Annotated in this window: 12 protein-coding genes; 4 read left to right on the forward strand and 8 right to left on the reverse strand. The window is 61.9% G+C overall.

Going from position 1 to position 15,759, the window contains the following annotated elements:
- Nucleotides 1–158 precede the first annotated feature (158 nt).
- Entirely contained in the window at nt 159–1,691 is a 1,533-nt protein-coding gene (locus QMG56_RS05340) for an amino acid permease (RefSeq protein ID WP_230187904.1), read from the forward strand.
- A gap of 56 nt (nt 1,692–1,747) precedes the next feature.
- Here the strand turns inward: QMG56_RS05340 and QMG56_RS05345 are convergent, their stop codons facing one another.
- Nucleotides 1,748–3,019: a multidrug effflux MFS transporter gene (locus tag QMG56_RS05345; RefSeq protein ID WP_281821550.1), complete on the reverse strand. Its 1,272-nt coding sequence runs from the start codon at nt 3,017–3,019 to the stop codon at nt 1,748–1,750.
- A 95-nt stretch (nt 3,020–3,114) separates the two neighbouring features.
- On the opposite strand from QMG56_RS05345, the gene QMG56_RS05350 reads away from it, so the two are divergent.
- Nucleotides 3,115–3,705 carry a DUF2585 domain-containing protein gene (locus QMG56_RS05350; protein ID WP_375713648.1) on the forward strand — a complete coding sequence of 197 codons (591 nt, stop codon included), beginning with the start codon at nt 3,115–3,117 and terminating at the stop codon, nt 3,703–3,705.
- Nucleotides 3,706–3,726: 21 nt separating this feature from the next.
- Here QMG56_RS05350 and gyrB read toward each other — a convergent pair whose 3' ends face one another.
- Entirely contained in the window at nt 3,727–6,222 is a 2,496-nt protein-coding gene (gene gyrB / locus QMG56_RS05355; protein WP_281821552.1) for a DNA topoisomerase (ATP-hydrolyzing) subunit B, read from the reverse strand.
- A gap of 82 nt (nt 6,223–6,304) precedes the next feature.
- Here gyrB and QMG56_RS05360 point away from each other — a divergent pair, with 82 nt between their 5' ends.
- Nucleotides 6,305–6,823 (forward strand): hypothetical protein, encoded by a 519-nt coding sequence (locus QMG56_RS05360; RefSeq protein WP_281821553.1) that lies wholly within the window; start codon nt 6,305–6,307, stop codon nt 6,821–6,823.
- A gap of 2 nt (nt 6,824–6,825) precedes the next feature.
- Here the strand turns inward: QMG56_RS05360 and QMG56_RS05365 are convergent, their stop codons facing one another.
- Nucleotides 6,826–7,227, reverse strand: a complete 402-nt coding sequence (locus QMG56_RS05365; RefSeq protein WP_281821681.1) for a DUF1489 family protein — start codon at nt 7,225–7,227, stop codon at nt 6,826–6,828.
- Nucleotides 7,228–7,244: 17 nt separating this feature from the next.
- Nucleotides 7,245–8,663: a magnesium transporter gene (mgtE, locus tag QMG56_RS05370; protein WP_281821682.1), complete on the reverse strand. Its 1,419-nt coding sequence runs from the start codon at nt 8,661–8,663 to the stop codon at nt 7,245–7,247.
- 158 nt (nt 8,664–8,821) lie between these two features.
- Between mgtE and QMG56_RS05375 the strand changes: the two genes are divergently transcribed.
- Nucleotides 8,822–9,271, forward strand: coding sequence for a peptidylprolyl isomerase (locus QMG56_RS05375; protein ID WP_230188016.1), 450 nt, complete (start codon nt 8,822–8,824; stop codon nt 9,269–9,271).
- An 18-nt stretch (nt 9,272–9,289) separates the two neighbouring features.
- Here the strand turns inward: QMG56_RS05375 and QMG56_RS05380 are convergent, their stop codons facing one another.
- The 4 genes from QMG56_RS05380 to QMG56_RS05395 form a co-directional block, all read right to left on the reverse strand.
- On the reverse strand, nt 9,290–9,928 hold the full coding sequence (locus QMG56_RS05380) for a hypothetical protein (RefSeq protein ID WP_281821683.1): 639 nt from the start codon (nt 9,926–9,928) through the stop codon (nt 9,290–9,292).
- A complete protein-coding gene (locus QMG56_RS05385) occupies nt 9,928–10,605 on the reverse strand; it encodes a peptidase (RefSeq protein ID WP_281821555.1) in 678 nt (225 codons plus the stop codon). The genes QMG56_RS05380 and QMG56_RS05385 overlap by 1 nt, the downstream gene beginning before the upstream one ends.
- Before the next feature lie 439 nt (nt 10,606–11,044).
- Nucleotides 11,045–13,729: a phosphoenolpyruvate carboxylase gene (ppc, locus tag QMG56_RS05390; protein WP_230187896.1), complete on the reverse strand. Its 2,685-nt coding sequence runs from the start codon at nt 13,727–13,729 to the stop codon at nt 11,045–11,047.
- A gap of 77 nt (nt 13,730–13,806) precedes the next feature.
- Nucleotides 13,807–15,726 (reverse strand): methyl-accepting chemotaxis protein, encoded by a 1,920-nt coding sequence (locus QMG56_RS05395; RefSeq protein WP_281821556.1) that lies wholly within the window; start codon nt 15,724–15,726, stop codon nt 13,807–13,809.
- Nucleotides 15,727–15,759: the final 33 nt, after the last annotated feature.

Raw genomic sequence — 15,759 nt, forward strand, 5'->3', positions numbered from 1 at the left:
TCCTGCGCCCAGGGTGCGCGGCGTGAAGAAGATTACCCATTTGCGCAACATGCTTGCACGACACACTTGCACAGGCGGATTTAGGCGATAGTCTCGTTACCCATATTAGGGGAGGCGCGCCGGTCGGCGTGCCGCGATACACAGGAAGACACAATTTCATGATCTTCGGGCGCATAAAGTCACTCGATGCGATCTTGGCCACCGCCGAGAAGAAGTCGCTGACCCGGTCCTTGGGGGCGTTCCAGCTCACCATGCTGGGCATCGGGGCCGTGATCGGCACCGGAATTTTCGTTCTCACTGCCGAAGCCGCGCAAAAGGCGGGGCCGGGCATGATGCTCTCCTTCGTCATCGCCGGGTTCGTCTGCGCAGTAGCGGCGCTGTGTTACGCAGAGATGGCAGCGATGGTCCCGGTTTCGGGGTCGGCATACACCTACAGCTATGCCGTGATGGGCGAGTTGATCGCGTGGATGGTCGGCTGGGCGCTCATCCTCGAATATGCTGTCGCGGCGGGCGCGGTGTCGGTCGGCTGGTCGGGCTATGTGGTCGGATTGCTGGAAAATGCGCTGCATATCGACATTCCCGACATGCTGGTGCGTGGTCCCTATGATGGCGGTCTGGTTAATCTGCCCGCTATGGGCATCGCCGGCCTTGTGACGTGGCTGCTGGTGATTGGCACGAAGGAAAGTGCGTCGGTGAACGCCGTGCTGGTTATGATCAAGGTTGCGGCGCTGACGTTGTTCATCGTGCTGGCCGTGCCGGTCATCAACATGGAGAATTTCACGCCCTTCTCACCGCTCGGTTTCGCAGGCGTTTCGGCGGCGGCGGCATCGATCTTCTTCGCCTATGTGGGCTTCGACGCAGTGTCCACCGCAGCGGAGGAAACCAAGAATCCGCAGCGCAATATGCCCATCGGCCTGATCGGTTCGCTGGCGATCTGCACCATCTTCTACATTCTCGTTGCCGCTGGCGTCATCGGCAGCGTCGGCGCTCAGCCGGTCAATGGCCCCAGCGGTCAGGTGCTGGCCCCCGGCAGTATCGAATTGTCGCAGCAGTGCGCGGCACTTGCCGCCACCGGCAAGGAAGCGGTCGTCTGTTCGAAGGAAGCACTGGCGTGGACCCTGCGTGAAATCGGCTGGCCACAGGTCGGCAACCTTATCGGCCTTGCTGCCGGTCTGGCGCTGCCTTCGGTCATCCTGATGATGATGTTCGGTCAAACGCGCATCTTCTTCGTCATGAGCCGCGATGGCCTGCTCCCCGCAGTCTTCTCGAAGGTGCATCCCAGGTTCCACACCCCGCACGTCATCACGATCCTGACGGGCATTTTCGTGGCGCTGTTCGCGGCGTTCTTCCCCGTGGGCAAGCTGGCGGATATCTCGAACTCCGGCACATTGTTCGCTTTTGCTGCCGTGTCGATTGCGGTGTTGATGCTGCGCCGGACCGATCCGTCGCGTCATCGTCCTTTCCGCACCCCGGCGATCATGGTGACGGCACCGATCGCAGTGGCAGGCTGCCTCTATCTGTTCTGGAGCCTCGGCTTCGAAACGAAAATGATGTTCGTCGGCTGGGCAGCAATCGGTCTGGTCGTGTATTTCGCGTATAGCTACAAGCGCAGCCATGTTGGCCTGGGCCTCAATGAAGTGCATGAAACCGATCCGGATGTGCCGCCTTCGTCGGTACCGCCGATCAACTAGGCTCTACTGCTAACCTACGAAAAGCCCCGCCGGAGCGATCCGGCGGGGCTTTTCGTTCAACGAGGCGGTTGCGCCGCACCACTGCGAAGGGATGACAGGCCGGGTCGGGTGAACAGTTTCCACCGTTCGGCATAGGCAACGATGAGCAATGCGAGCGTGCCATAGCCCAGGAACCCGAGCGCCAAAGGCAAGGTCGTGCCGTTGAATTGCGACCCGATATAAGCGCCGAGCAAGGCGGACACGATGGTCGTCAAGCCCGCCTGAAAGGACGACGCCATGCCCGCGCCACGTGCAAAAGGCTCCATCGAGATCGCACCGAAATTGGAGCCGGTGAACGCAAAGCTGAGCATCGTGGCGGCCTGGAATCCGATGAAGCTGTACACCGTTTCCAGTCCGGCCCAGGCGTAGAGCGCATGGCCGCCCGAAATCAGTATAAGCGCGATCAGCGCCCCCTGGCTTAACCGGCGGGCACCAAAGCGCTCGACCAGATGGCTGTTCAGGAAGCTGCCTATGCCCATGAATCCCGCAATGCCCGCAAAGCTGATTGCGAAAATCTCCTCCCGATGAAAGATATCGAAGAAGATTTGCTGAACAGAGGTAATGAAGCCGAGAAGTGCCCCCATTATGACACCGCTGGCCAGCATATAGCCAAAGGCACCACGGTGCGTGAGAACTGCCTTCAGGGTATTGCGCAGATCGTCCACCCGTATTTCCACGCGATTGGCGGGGTCGAGCGTTTCCGGCATCCGGATCAGCATCCAGACGACGATGAAGGAACCGACGATAAGCAACGCGCCGAATATCCAGCGCCACGGAGCAATCAGTAGCACTGCCTGTCCAAAGCTGGGCGCCAGGATGGGAACGATCATGAACACGATGAAGATCAACGACATGATCCGCGCCATCTCATCGCCCCGAAAACGGTCGCGCACAATGCTGACGGCGATCACCCGACTGGATGCCGCGAAGAAACCGCACGCGAAACGGCTGGCCAGCATCATCTCAAACGTCTGGGACAGCGCGCAAAAGGCAGTCGAGACCAGAAACAGGCTGAGCGCGATGGCCATTACCTTCTTCCGTCCAAAGCGGTCGGACAGCGGGCCATAGATCAGAGAACCCAGACCCAGCCCGATGAAATAGCTGGTGATGATCCATTGCCGATCATTCGGATGGGGAATGCCCAGCGTTTCGCCAATGGCGGGAAGCGCGGGCAGCATCGGGTCTATCGACAAGGCATTGACCGACATGAGAGCGGCGATCAACGCCACGAACTCTTTAAACCCCAAACCAAATTTCGGTTCGGGGGGACGGGTCTTATCATGTTGCATCGCAGCGATATGTGGTCTCAAACCCTTTTTGGCTAGTGCAAATGGCGCACCCCGTTCATGGTCGGTCGCAATTGCTGTGAAAAAATGGGGGTATGATGCGCGCCAATCCTTATGGGGGCCCGTCGCTACGCGACATTCGGCCGGTTCACTGGTTCATCGTGCTGGGCATATTGGCGGCGACGGCGCTGTTCGAATTATCGATGGGGCGCAACGCGATCTGTACCTGCGGCTATGTCGATATGTGGCATCCGGCCCTGGATTCGGGGAACAGTCAGCATATCGCGGACTGGTATACGCTCAGCCATATCATTCATGGCTTCCTGTTTTACGGTCTTGGCTGGCTGGTAATACGTTCCCGCCCGCCGGGCGACCGGCTGGTGCTGGCGGTTGCGATCGAGGCCGCGTGGGAAATGCTGGAAAACTCGCCGATCATCATCAATCGCTATCGCGAAGCGACGATTGCGCTGGGCTATACAGGCGACAGCGTCATCAATTCCGTCGCCGATGTCGCGTGGATGGCGCTGGGCTTTGCGTTTGCGCGACGTGTGCCGGTGTGGGTAACGGTGACGGTCGGAATGGCGTTCGAACTGATCGCGCTTTGGGCGATCCGCGATAACTTGACGCTGAATGTCGTGATGCTGGCCTGGCCCATCGAAGCCATCAAAACGTGGCAGAGCGCGTTATAGGCGCCCCGCCACGTTCACAGATCACACGTCGAGATTGGCGACGTTCAGGGCGTTATCCTGAATGAACTCGCGGCGGGGTTCGACGACATCGCCCATCAGACGGGTAAAGATTTCGTCGGCAATGTCGGCCTGATCCACTTCGACGCGCAGCAGCGAGCGGGCGTTGGGATCGAGCGTGGTTTCCCAAAGCTGTTCAGCGTTCATTTCGCCAAGACCTTTATACCGCTGGATCGATAGACCCTTGCGTCCTGCGGCGAGGATGGCGTGCAACAAGTCGCTGGGGCGCGAAACGGTCACGCCTTTCGCGGCGGCTGCGGCGGTCGGTGCCTCTTCGCCATCGGGGGCTTCGTCGTGCACGGCGGCGGCTTTTGCCGAGACCAGTCGGCCCGACGTCAGATAAGCCGACGCCTGCTCGGTCGCGAGCGTATGCAGCTTGCGCGCTTCGGCAGAGCCGAGGAACGCTGCTTCGATGATGTGATGGTCGGTCACGCCACGCCAGAAACGCTGAAAGTGGTATCCGCCTTCCTCGCTGACGATGCCGGTCCATTTGCCGTCCGTGTCCGCGAGATCGAGCCAGCGCACGGCTTCAGTCAGCGCTGCTTGCCGACGCGGGGTATCGATATCGGGATCGAGCGCCCCGGCCAGCGCCAGCGCCTCGATGATCCGTGGATCGTAACGCCGCGGCATATAGCGCATCAGCGTCCGCATCCGGCGCGAATGGTCGATCAGCGTGCGCAGATCCTCGCCGAAGATTTTGCCTTCGCTGGTTTCCAGCGCCATCGTCTCCACGCCATTGTCGACCAGATACTGATCGAGCGCCGCTTCGTCCTTCAGATAGACTTCGCTGCGACCGCGCGATGCCTTGTACAGCGGCGGCTGGGCAATGAAGAGATGCCCGTTCTCGATGATCTGCGGCATCTGGCGATAGAAGAAGGTCAGGAGCAGCGTGCGGATATGCGCGCCATCGACGTCAGCGTCGGTCATGATGACGATCTTGTGATAGCGCAGCTTCTCGATGTTGAACTCTTCGCGGATGCCGGTGCCCATCGCCTGAATGAGCGTGCCGACTTCCTTCGATGACAGCATCCGGTCGAGGCGGGCGCGTTCCACGTTCAGGATCTTGCCCTTCAGCGGCAGGATCGCCTGATAATGCCGATCGCGGCCCTGCTTGGCCGAGCCGCCTGCGGAGTCGCCTTCTACCAGGAACAGTTCGGACTTGGCCGGATCGCGCTCCTGACAGTCGGCGAGCTTGCCGGGGAGCGAGGCGATGTCCATCACGCCCTTGCGCCGTGTCAGTTCGCGGGCCTTCTTGGCGGCTTCGCGGGCGGCAGCGGCATCGATCACCTTCTGAATGATCATTTTGGCATTGCCCGGATTTTCTTCGAGCCACTCGGCCATCTTGTCGGCCATCAGGCTTTCGAGCGGTTGGCGCACTTCGGAGGAGACCAGCTTGTCCTTGGTCTGCGACGAGAATTTGGGATCGGGCAGCTTGACCGAGACGATGGCGGTCAGCCCTTCGCGCATGTCATCGCCGGTGAGGCTCACCTTTTCCTTCTTCAACATGCCCGATTTGTCGGCATAATTGTTGAGAGTGCGAGTCAGCGCCGCGCGGAACGCGGCCAGATGGGTGCCGCCGTCGCGCTGCGGGATGTTGTTCGTGAAGCACAGTACGTTTTCGTAATAGCTGTCGTTCCATTCCAGCGCGACGTCGATGGTCACGTCGTCGCGCGTGCCGGAAATGGCGATCGGCTCGGGCATCAGCGCGGCCTTGTTACGGTCGAGATATTTGACGAACGCTGCGATGCCGCCTTCGTAATACAATTCGACCGTTTTGCTTTCCTCATGCCGTGCGTCCGTCAGGAACAGGCGCACACCGGAGTTGAGGAACGCGAGTTCGCGATAGCGATGCTCCAGCTTGTCGAAATCATATTCGGTGACGTTCTTGAACGTCTCGGTCGAGAACATGAAGGTGACTTTCGTACCCTTCTTTCCCGCTGGCGCATCGCCCAGCACCTTCAGAGGTGCCTCGGCATCGCCGTTGCGGAAGCGCATCCAGTGTTCTTGTCCGTCGCGCCAGATGTTGAGTTCCAGCCAGTCGGACAGCGCGTTCACCACGGACACGCCCACGCCATGCAGACCGCCCGACACCTTGTAGGCGTTGGTGTCCGACGTGTTCTCGAACTTACCGCCTGCGTGAAGCTGCGTCATGATGACTTCGGCGGCGGATACGCCTTCTTCGGTGTGGATGCCGGTCGGGATGCCGCGGCCATTGTCCATGACGCTGACCGATCCGTCAGGGTTCAACGTGATGTCGATCCGGTCGCAATGCCCGGCGAGCGCTTCGTCGATGGCGTTGTCGGAGACTTCGAACACCATGTGGTGCAGGCCGGACCCATCATCGGTATCGCCGATGTACATTCCGGGCCGCTTACGGACGGCGTCCAGGCCTTTTAAAACTTTGATGCTGTCGGCGCCATAAGCGTTGGCGTTCGGGGTGGCTTGGCTGTCTTCGTTCATGGTCCATCATATAGGTTGAGATGCAGCGAAACTAAAGGAAAAACAGGTGTAGGGGCAGGGTGGATAGTCTAGGGTCGGTTCCATGAAATGTGTTCTGCTATCGATCTGCGTTCCCCTTCTCCTGACGGGCTGTTCCGACAGCCGGGAAGTGGCCGACGAATTGCCCAACAGCTCCATCGCCGGCGCCCCGCGCGAAGCGATGACCGAGACGCGGATGGAGTCCACGCTGGCGCGCGCAGTGACTATCGGCGAGGATGGGCCGCGTTTGGATGCGTGCGGCGCGCTGGGCGTGGTGCGCGGTGTGGCGAATGGAGGGACGCTGGCGATGCGCGCTGCGCCGTTCCAGGATGCGAAGGCGACGGCGCAACTGACGAACGGCGCGCGGGTGCACATCTGTTCGCGCAGTATCGATCAGCGGTGGCTGGGTGTGGTCGTCGTGCCGGTCACGCCGCCGCCGGTGCCGGGGGCGGACGGCAATGCGGTTGAACCGGTCGCGCTCGATTGTGGGGTGTCGTCACCGGTGGATCGCAAACAGCCCTATGACGGTCCGTGCGAGAGCGGATGGGTGTCGAGCGGGTTCGTGCAGTTGATCGCGGGGTAGGGCTACACCAGCCCCAGCCGCGCCAGTTCGCTCAGCATCGCAGGCGGCATGGTGTCCACGCCCACCGCGTCGCCGCCCAGATCGGCGGGCGCGTCCTTGCCCTCCAGATAGCGCCAGCCCTGATGCGCGCGCTTGGGTCGTGCCTCGACCGGGATCAGGCGCGGTTCGAGGCGTATCCAGTGGCGCCCCTCCGGCGTCGGGGCAAAGCCGATGATCGGACTGCGCCCGACGATGATGTGGCTGTGTATCCAGTAGAGCGATCCGCCGGTCATCTCCGCCACCCGCTTGGGCAGGTAGCGGGTGGTCAGCCGCGCCTCGCCCTGTCCGTCATGCGATTCCAGCCATGCCCGCAACGTATCGGGGCTTTCGCTCATAAAAGCGATCTTGGTCATGTGCAGGGGCATCATGCCTATGTCGGCAATCAGTGCAGGTTGAACAAGGTCGCAAGGCCCAGAAATGCAAAGAAGCCCATGCAATCGGTCGCCATCGTCACGAACACGGCCGACGACACAGCGGGATCGACGTCGTGCCGTTCCAGCGTGATCGGGATCAGCACCCCGGCGAGGCCCGCGACCATATTATTGGTCAGGATCGCCAGCCCGAACACCAGTGAAAGGTCCGCACGGCCATAGAGGAGATAGGAGCCTATCCCGATGAGCACACCCAGCGTCGCGCCATTGGTCGCCGCGATCCGGAACTCGCGCCCGATCATGCGGACTGTGTTGGAACTGGTAAGCTGATTCGTCGCGAGCGCGCGGACGACGACCGCCAGAGTCTGCGTTCCCGCGTTGCCGCCCATGCCCGACACGATGCCCATCAGCGCCGCCAGCAGCGCGAATTTGGCGATGGTGTCTTCGAACAAGCCGACGACCGATGCCGCAATCATCGCCGTGCCGAGGTTCACCACCAGCCATGTCAGGCGGGTGCGGACCGTCATCAGGATCGGCTGGTTGATGTCACCTTCGCCGGCACCCGACAGGCGGAGGATATCCTCGCCCGCTTCTTCCTGAACGATGTGCAGAATGTCATCGACGGTGATCATCCCGACCAGCCGACCGTCATGATCGACCACGGCGGCGGAGATGAGCGCATATTTCTGGAAGCGGAGCGCAACTTCTTCCTGATCCATGTCGACGGGGATCAGCGTCTGTTCGCGCTTCATCAGGTCCGCCATCGGGATGCTGCGCGGGCAGGTGAGGATCCAGCTCAACTGGCAAGTGCCGATCGGCTTATGCGCGGGATCGACTACGAAAATTTCCCAGAAGTCGCTGGTCAAGTCGCCAAAGTCGCGCAGATAGTCGATGACCTGGCCCACCGTCATATGCTCCGGTACCGCGACCAGATCGCGTTGCATCAGGCGTCCGGCGGATTCCTCGGGGTAAGACAGCGCGCTTTCGATGGCGGCGCGGTCTTCCGGGTCCATCGCTTCGAGGACGGCCTGCTGGTCGGCCTCTTCCATGTCCTCGATGATGGCGACGGCATCGTCGGTATCGAGTTCGCGTGCAAATTCGGCGACCTGCTCAGGGCGCAATACGTCGATCAGGTCGTCGCGGACCCAGTCGTTGAGTTCGGAAAGCACTTCGGCACCGACGAGATCGCCCAGTGCGGCCGCCACATCCGCGCGGCGGTCGCCGGGCGTCAGTTCGAGAAGGTCGGCAATGTCAGCAGGATGGAGCGGCGATACGAGGTCGCGCGCGGCGTCCGCATCGCCGTCTTCGACAGCATCCAGAACGGCACGGACGAAGCTGGGTTTCAGCCGGTCGTCCTCGTCATGCCGCGACTCAACGGCTTCGACGATCTCCGGATCGACGGTATGATCGATTGCGCCATTGTCGCTCATCGCCGCCTCCTTCGCTGTCGTCATCCTGGGTCATGGGCAGTCTTTCGCTGATGCACAATATAATTGCAAGGACTGCAAACGTGCGAACGCCGCACCTTTCATCATTCGTGCGAGCGCCTATATGGGCCTCAATTCAAACGGCATGAAAAGGATGCATGATGGCGGACGAAACCCTTACCCTTACCCTCGATACCGGCGATGTCGTCATCAAGCTGCGCCCCGATCTGGCCCCCGGCCATGTCGAGCGCATCACGACGCTGGCCAAAGAAGGCTTCTACGATGGCGTTGTGTTCCATCGCGTGATCCCCGGCTTCATGGCGCAGGGCGGCGATCCGACCGGCACCGGCATGGGCGGATCGAAGCTGCCTGACATCAAGGCGGAATTCAGCCGTGAAAAGCATGTGCGCGGCGTGTGCTCGATGGCGCGCTCGTCCAACCCGAACAGTGCGAACAGCCAGTTCTTCATCTGCTTCGACGATGCGACCTTCCTTGACGGCCAGTACACCGTCTGGGGCGAAGTGACCGAAGGCATGGACAATGTCGATGCGCTGCCCAAGGGCGAACCGCCCCGCACCCCCGGCAAGATCGTGAAGGCCAGCGTCGCCTGACCTTCACGTTCCGATCTACTACTGCGTTTTAACGGGGGCCTGTTCCATATTGGACCAGGCCCCTATGTTTTCGATATGCCAGCGACGCTGCTCGGCGGTCGATCCCGGCACATCGTTGACGCGCTTCAGCGTGACGAGCCGCAGGGCATAATAGGGTTTGCCAGTGGCACGGACCCGCGCATAGATTTGCACCGGCACGGCAACATAGAGTGATCCTGCCGCCCCCTCGGGGTCGCCCGGTGCACCGATATTGGCGTGAATTTCACTGAATTGATCGAACCGGCTTGCAAAGACCTTGGGGTCTTCGTCGCCATGCGGGGTGCCGTCGCGCCACAGATCCTGCGCATCGGCGAAGCGTTTTTCTTCCAGCAGCGCATAATAGCCTTGCACGAGCTGCCCCGCACCCTGCGCGCTCGCCGGATCGATGGCGCCTTCGACGATGGGTTCGGGATCGACGGGAAGGCCGCCGGGCGTGCCGGGCGCAGGCGGCGTGAGCGGTTCCATGACCGTCAGCGCCTGCTGCTCGACTTGCTCGCCCACTTCGGTCACGTTTGCACCGTTGGCGACATCGTCCAGCGTCTTGCGTTCCTGCGGCGCGCAGGCCCCCAGTCCCACCAGCGTCAGCAGGACAACGATGCTTCCGCGCGACACAGGCATCATTCCGGCTGCGTCCGGGGGGCGGCTTCGCGGCCCTGCGCGCGCGGGCCCTGCGGTGCAGGACGCGCGCGTTCAGTACGGACGCCCTGGCCGCTGCCGGCGCCCGGCGCGCCGCGCATATCCGGTCCGCGCTGGCGATAGCCGGACCGATCCGGCCCGCCATCGGGGCGTCCATAGCGGCGACCGTCGACCGGGCGACCGGGCTGCCCATCGGGCCGTCGGTCAGGCCGCGCATAGCCGCGCGGATCGGGGCGACCGTCGCCGTTTCTATCCCGCACATAATCCCGCCCGCGGTGATAGCCCGGTCCGCGCCCTGCATCGGGACGACCGTCGCCGTCGCGGTCCCGCACATAGCCGCGACCGCGATATTGCGCCCGCCGTCCTTCCCAATAGGACCGCTGGCCATCGTTCCAGCGATGGCGGCGTCCGCCACGGTCGAACACATAATAGCCTGTGCCGGGATAATAGAAATCATTGTACCAGCCGCCATAGCCGGCGTTGCCATAGCCGCCCGGACCATAGCTGGCGGGGCCATAATAATCCCCGGCATAGCCTGTGCCGACGGACATGCCGCCATAGCCATAGCCATCGTCATAGGCGCAGCCGCCCAGCGCGAGGAGTGACGCCAGGCCAATAAATATCGAACGGGGCATCGAACGGGGCAAATGGAAAGCCATGGGCCTTCTCCTTTTTCGGGTATGTTATCTACCTTCGTAACGCCCTGCGGTTGAATTGGTCGTGAACAATATTTAATGTGCTTAACGCCCCACCGGGCGATGGACTGCGCCGAATATTTGGACGTTCGATAGTGTAGAACCGTTGCCTTACGATAACAATCGGCCTCTCCGGCCAATTTCCGCGACGAGCCGAGCAACGCATCGGTGACCTGATGCATTAATCGCTTTGCCAGTGCGAAGGGCATTGCTCGATAATTATCCGGCGCCGCTTCATTGCGACAGTTCATTTATTGGACCTGTCGAGAATACTGACACAGTTCCGGACGTCTTCTTTTGGATGCGTTCGGTAATCGGTCGTCGCGACATATCTGTCGATACGAACCGGGGTCCAGAGCGGTATGACTGCAACCGCTCTGGGCTTCCCCGGCAGTAGTGTCGCTCAACCGCTGTTGCGCAGCGCCGTGGCGATGGCATTGATCGACAATTCGATCCCTTCCTTGATCCGCGCATCGTCTTCCCCGGCACGATGCCGCTTGAGAAGCTCAATCTGCAACAGATTGAGTGGTTCGATATAAGGGAGGCGCAGGCGGATCGACGTTTCGAGTGCCGGGTTATGCTCCAGCAGCCGCGACTGGCCGGTCAGGGTGAGCAAGCCGTCGTGCGTCTTGGCCCAGCCATCGGCGATCCGACCGAAGATGCTGTCCGCAGCAGCCTGATCCTGCACCAGCGGGAGATAGCGACGGGCTATCCCCAAATCCGACTTGGCGAGCACCATTTCCAGATTGGCCATCGCCGATTGGAAGAACGGCCACGCTGCGGCCATGTCCGCCAGCAGCGCCTTGTCCTCGAACTCTGCGAGTGCATGACCCACGCCGTACCAGCCCGGCAGCATGACGCGCGCCTGCGCCCAACTGAATACCCAGGGGATCGCGCGCAGATCCTCGATCCGTGTGCTCTTGGTGCGGCTGGCGGGGCGCGACCCGATCTTGAGGCCGGAGATTTCCTGAATGGGCGTGAGCTCGCGGAAAAATTCCTTGAACCCGTCGGTGCCGTAGACCAGCGCGCGATAGGCGGTGAACGCGCCATGCGAGAGGCGGTCCATCGCCGTGGTGAACCGGGCCGCATCGCGTTCCGACAGCGCTTCAGGTTCCAGGCTGGCGAGCAGCGTGGCGCTGGTCATCGCTTCCAGATTGATGGCGGCGACATCGCGGGTGCCGAATTTGGCAGCGATGATCTCGCCCTGCTCGGTCACGCGGATGCGGCCCTGCACCGTGCCTGGGGGTTGCGCGCGGATCGCGGCAAAGGCCGATCCGCCGCCGCGCCCCACTGCGCCGCCGCGTCCGTGGAATAACTGCATCGCTGTGCCTGCCTGCGCGAACACCGGCTCCAGCGCCTTGGACGCCTGATGCAGGCTCCAGGTGGAGGTCAGATACCCGCCGTCCTTGTTGCTGTCGGAATAGCCGATCATCACTTCCTGATGGCCGCGCGCTTTCACGACGCCGCCGATCTCCGGCAACCCGAAATAAGCCGTCATGATGCTGGGCGCCGCTTCAAGATCGGCGATGGTTTCGAACAATGGCACGGACATGATCGTTGCTTGCGGCGGTGCGCCGTCGATCCCGGCCTGCCACAGCCCTGCTTCCTTCAGGATGATGTTGACTTCCAGCAGGTCGGATACGCTTTCGGCCTTGCTGATGATGTAGTGCGTGATGCACTGCGGCCCATAGGTCTTGAGCGCCTGTGCAGCGGCATCGACGATGGCGAGCTCGGACGCGGTTTCCTCGCTATACGTCGCGAAACGCGATCCGAGCGGGCGGTTGTTCGACAGTTCGCGGCGGAGCAGGGCGATCCGAGCAAATTCGTCGAGCGCGGCGTAATCCGCTTCGACGCCTGCCTGCTTAAGCAGTTCGGCAACGACGCGCTCATGCACGTCACTGTTCTGGCGCATGTCGAGTGTGGCGAGGTGGAAGCCGAACGTCTCCACTGCACGGATCAGCCGCCCGAGCGCGCCGCCCGTGGCCAGCGCGCCGTCGCCTTCGGCCGCCAGCCCCTGTGCGACGGTCACGAGATCGCGACGGAGCGCGGATGGCATATCATAGGGTTCTGCGGAGAGGGTCGATGCCCGCGCGGGCGCGTGGCCCGTCAGTGCCACATGCGTTGCGCACAGCCGCGCGTAAATCCCGGCTATCGCGCGCCGATAGGGTTCGTCCTTGCGGCTGGGCGCGGTATCGCCACTGGCATCGGCCAAGTCGAGAACCGCCTGCGGCACCTGCGCGAGTTCGGTGGATACCGACAGCTCGGCGCCCAGCGCGTGGATCGCTTCGAGATAGAAGCCGATGGCAGCCTCACAGGCGCGCGACAGAGCGAAGCGAAGCTGGTCGGCCTGCACATAGGGATTGCCGTCGCGGTCGCCGCCGATCCAGTTGCCGACGCGCAGGAAACTTTGCGGACGCGCACCCAGTACCCGTTCCCATCGCGCGTACAAGGCGGGCAGGACCGGCAAAAAGATATCGCGGAAGTAGGACAGGACGTTCTCGATCTCGTCCTGCACATACAGGCGCTCCCGGCGGAGCGGGCGCGTCTGCCACAGCAAGGCGATCTGCCGCGCGATGGCTTCCTCGATCTGCTCGCCATTGTCGGTTTCGGTCCGCCCGCCGTCCATCAGCAGCATCAGGTCAGCGATGCGGTTCTTATGGTCGATCATGCTCTTGCGCCGCACTTCGGTCGGGTGGGCGGTCAGCACGGGAACGATCAGCGATCTTTCGAGCAGCGCGAGCACGGCATCCTTCGATATACCATGCCCCTCCAGTGCAGCTACGGCAGAGGCAACGTCGGCGCCCGGCTCGATGGCGACGCCCTGGCGGTCCTCGGCCAGATTGGCGAGCATCGAAAACAGCATGAACCCGCGCACGAAGGCGAGCGTGTCGTCCAGACCCAGCGCATCCAGCCCGGTATCGACGAGATCCGCCCCCGCCACGCCACGGGCGCGATCCACCGAAGCCGACCGGATATATTCGGTCTGTCGATACAGCTTCTCCCCGCCATAAGCGCGGATCACGTCACCCAGCAGGCGACCGAGAAAGCGGATGTCAGGGTTCTGGGTTATCGGTGGAAAGCTGGCCATGCCTCATGCTGCATTGCAACAGAGGCGCGGTCAACAATTTTGCAGCCAAGGCGTCGGGGTTGCCCCGATAACGGGGTTCAGGCGGCCTTCAATGCATTGATGAGACGTGCGAATTCCTGCTGCAGATTTTCCGCGCGCTCCCGCACCACCGATCCATTGTGCCGTGTGCGCTGCGCTGCGGTGGCAACTTCGTCCAACGACTGCGTTATGGCTTCTACGGCCTGATCCGCGACATGCGCGTGCATTGCCACGCCATGCGAGGTCCGCTGTATGTCCGTTGCCGCGGACAGTTGCTGTTGCATGGCCGATGAGGCGCCCGCGATCGATTGGATCAGCTTGCTTAGCGTCGCATCCACCGAACCGACCAGCTCCACCGTTACCGCCGCCGCACTTTCGACGCCCGCCACGCGATCGTGAATATCGCGCGTCGTTTGCGCGGTCTGGCTCGCCAAAGCCTTCACTTCATTGGCAACGACCACGAAACCGCGACCCGCATCGCCGGCACGCGCGGCTTCTATTGTCGCATTAAGGGCCAGCAAGTTGGTTTGACCGGTGATTTCGGCGATCAGATTCGCGGCGTCATTGATGGACCCGACATGGCGCAGCAAATTATCATTCGCGTCGCGCGCGGCGGCGGACTGGCGATTGGCACTGTCCGCCGCACTGCAAATCTGTTCGGTAGCACGGCTGATGTCGGTGATCGAATGCGTCAGTTCGTCGATGGTTGTCGCGATGGCGCGCGCGGCCTGCGTCGACTCGCGCGATCGGTCGATCACGATGTCGGCCTGCTTCTGCTGAGCGCTGATGCAGTCCATTGTCTGATCGGCATCCCGCTCCAGGTCGGTGGCGGTTTCAAGCAATTGCGTCACCAGTATCGCCATTGTTTGTTCGAGAGCGCAGGCAATATCGCGACCATGGCCGCGCAACTCTTCTTGATGCCGTTGCTGTTCCGCTGCTTGCTGTCTGGCACCATCGGCCATTTGTGTGCGGGCAGTCTCCGCCTGCAGCAACGCTGTTTCCGCGTCCGCCACGGCTGCTCTGGCTATCTCCGCCGAGGCAAGCGCTGTCGCGCTTTCCGCGCGCAGGGCGACGTTCCCCCGATAAAGCTGGCGCAACAGCCAGGCCGAAAGCAGCAGGCTGAGGAGACCGGCAGATATTGCCACCGCTGCAATATCGGACAATGCCGACCATCCAGCCTTGCGATGCGGCCACTCGATGCGCCCCAGAACCGCGCCATGCGGCCCTTTGACGTCGATATGCTGCCAGTCCGGTTGTCCCGCGCCATTGGCCCAGCGAACGGATACCAGGCCGTGAATGGCGCCCAGCTTTTCCACTACGGGCTGCTTGAGCTCTTCGATCACGATGAGATAGTGCGGCTCCTTGGGAAGCGGCATGTCGGTGCGTTTCCAGGGGATGATAGCCATGCCGGCGACCACCGCTGGACGCCCTTCGAATTTCGCCATGATGGCTTTGCCCTGCAGCATTTTCTGAGCTTCCCGCGTGCTTCGGGGCAATACCGCCAGCAGATGAGCCAGTGCGTCGGGAGCTTCCATACGCAACGGGCGTAGCGGCTGCGCGTCATTCTGCTGCTCGGATCGGCGTGACCACAATGTGTTGCCTTCCGCATCGACCACGAAGCTATGCAGGTCGTGATATACGAAATTCGTGTCGGCCCAACGGGTATCGAAGCCTTTGGGATTGTAGACTGCCCGTGCCGCGTCATCCCAGCGACCGGCTGCCGATACGGAGTCGAGTGTGGAACACTGTTCCCGCTGGACCGCACCCATAACCATGCGTTCCATATATCTGGCGTTGTTGCGGTCCATCTGCCCGGTCAGCAAACCGATAACCAGAATCGCACTGGAAACCAGCACAGCGACCAGAGATATCAACGGGACAAGTGTGCTTGCCAACGGATGCCGGAGCCAGCGGGCGATCCCCGGTCGTCGCAGGATAGTGTCGGTCCAGGAATGCCAGGATGAAATTGTGCGCGTCATAGTCCAGCAAGGCATAGCGTTCAGTCGTTTAGA

It is taken from the genome of Sphingobium sp. BS19 (assembly GCF_027925545.1).
GTDB lineage: Bacteria > Pseudomonadota > Alphaproteobacteria > Sphingomonadales > Sphingomonadaceae > Sphingobium.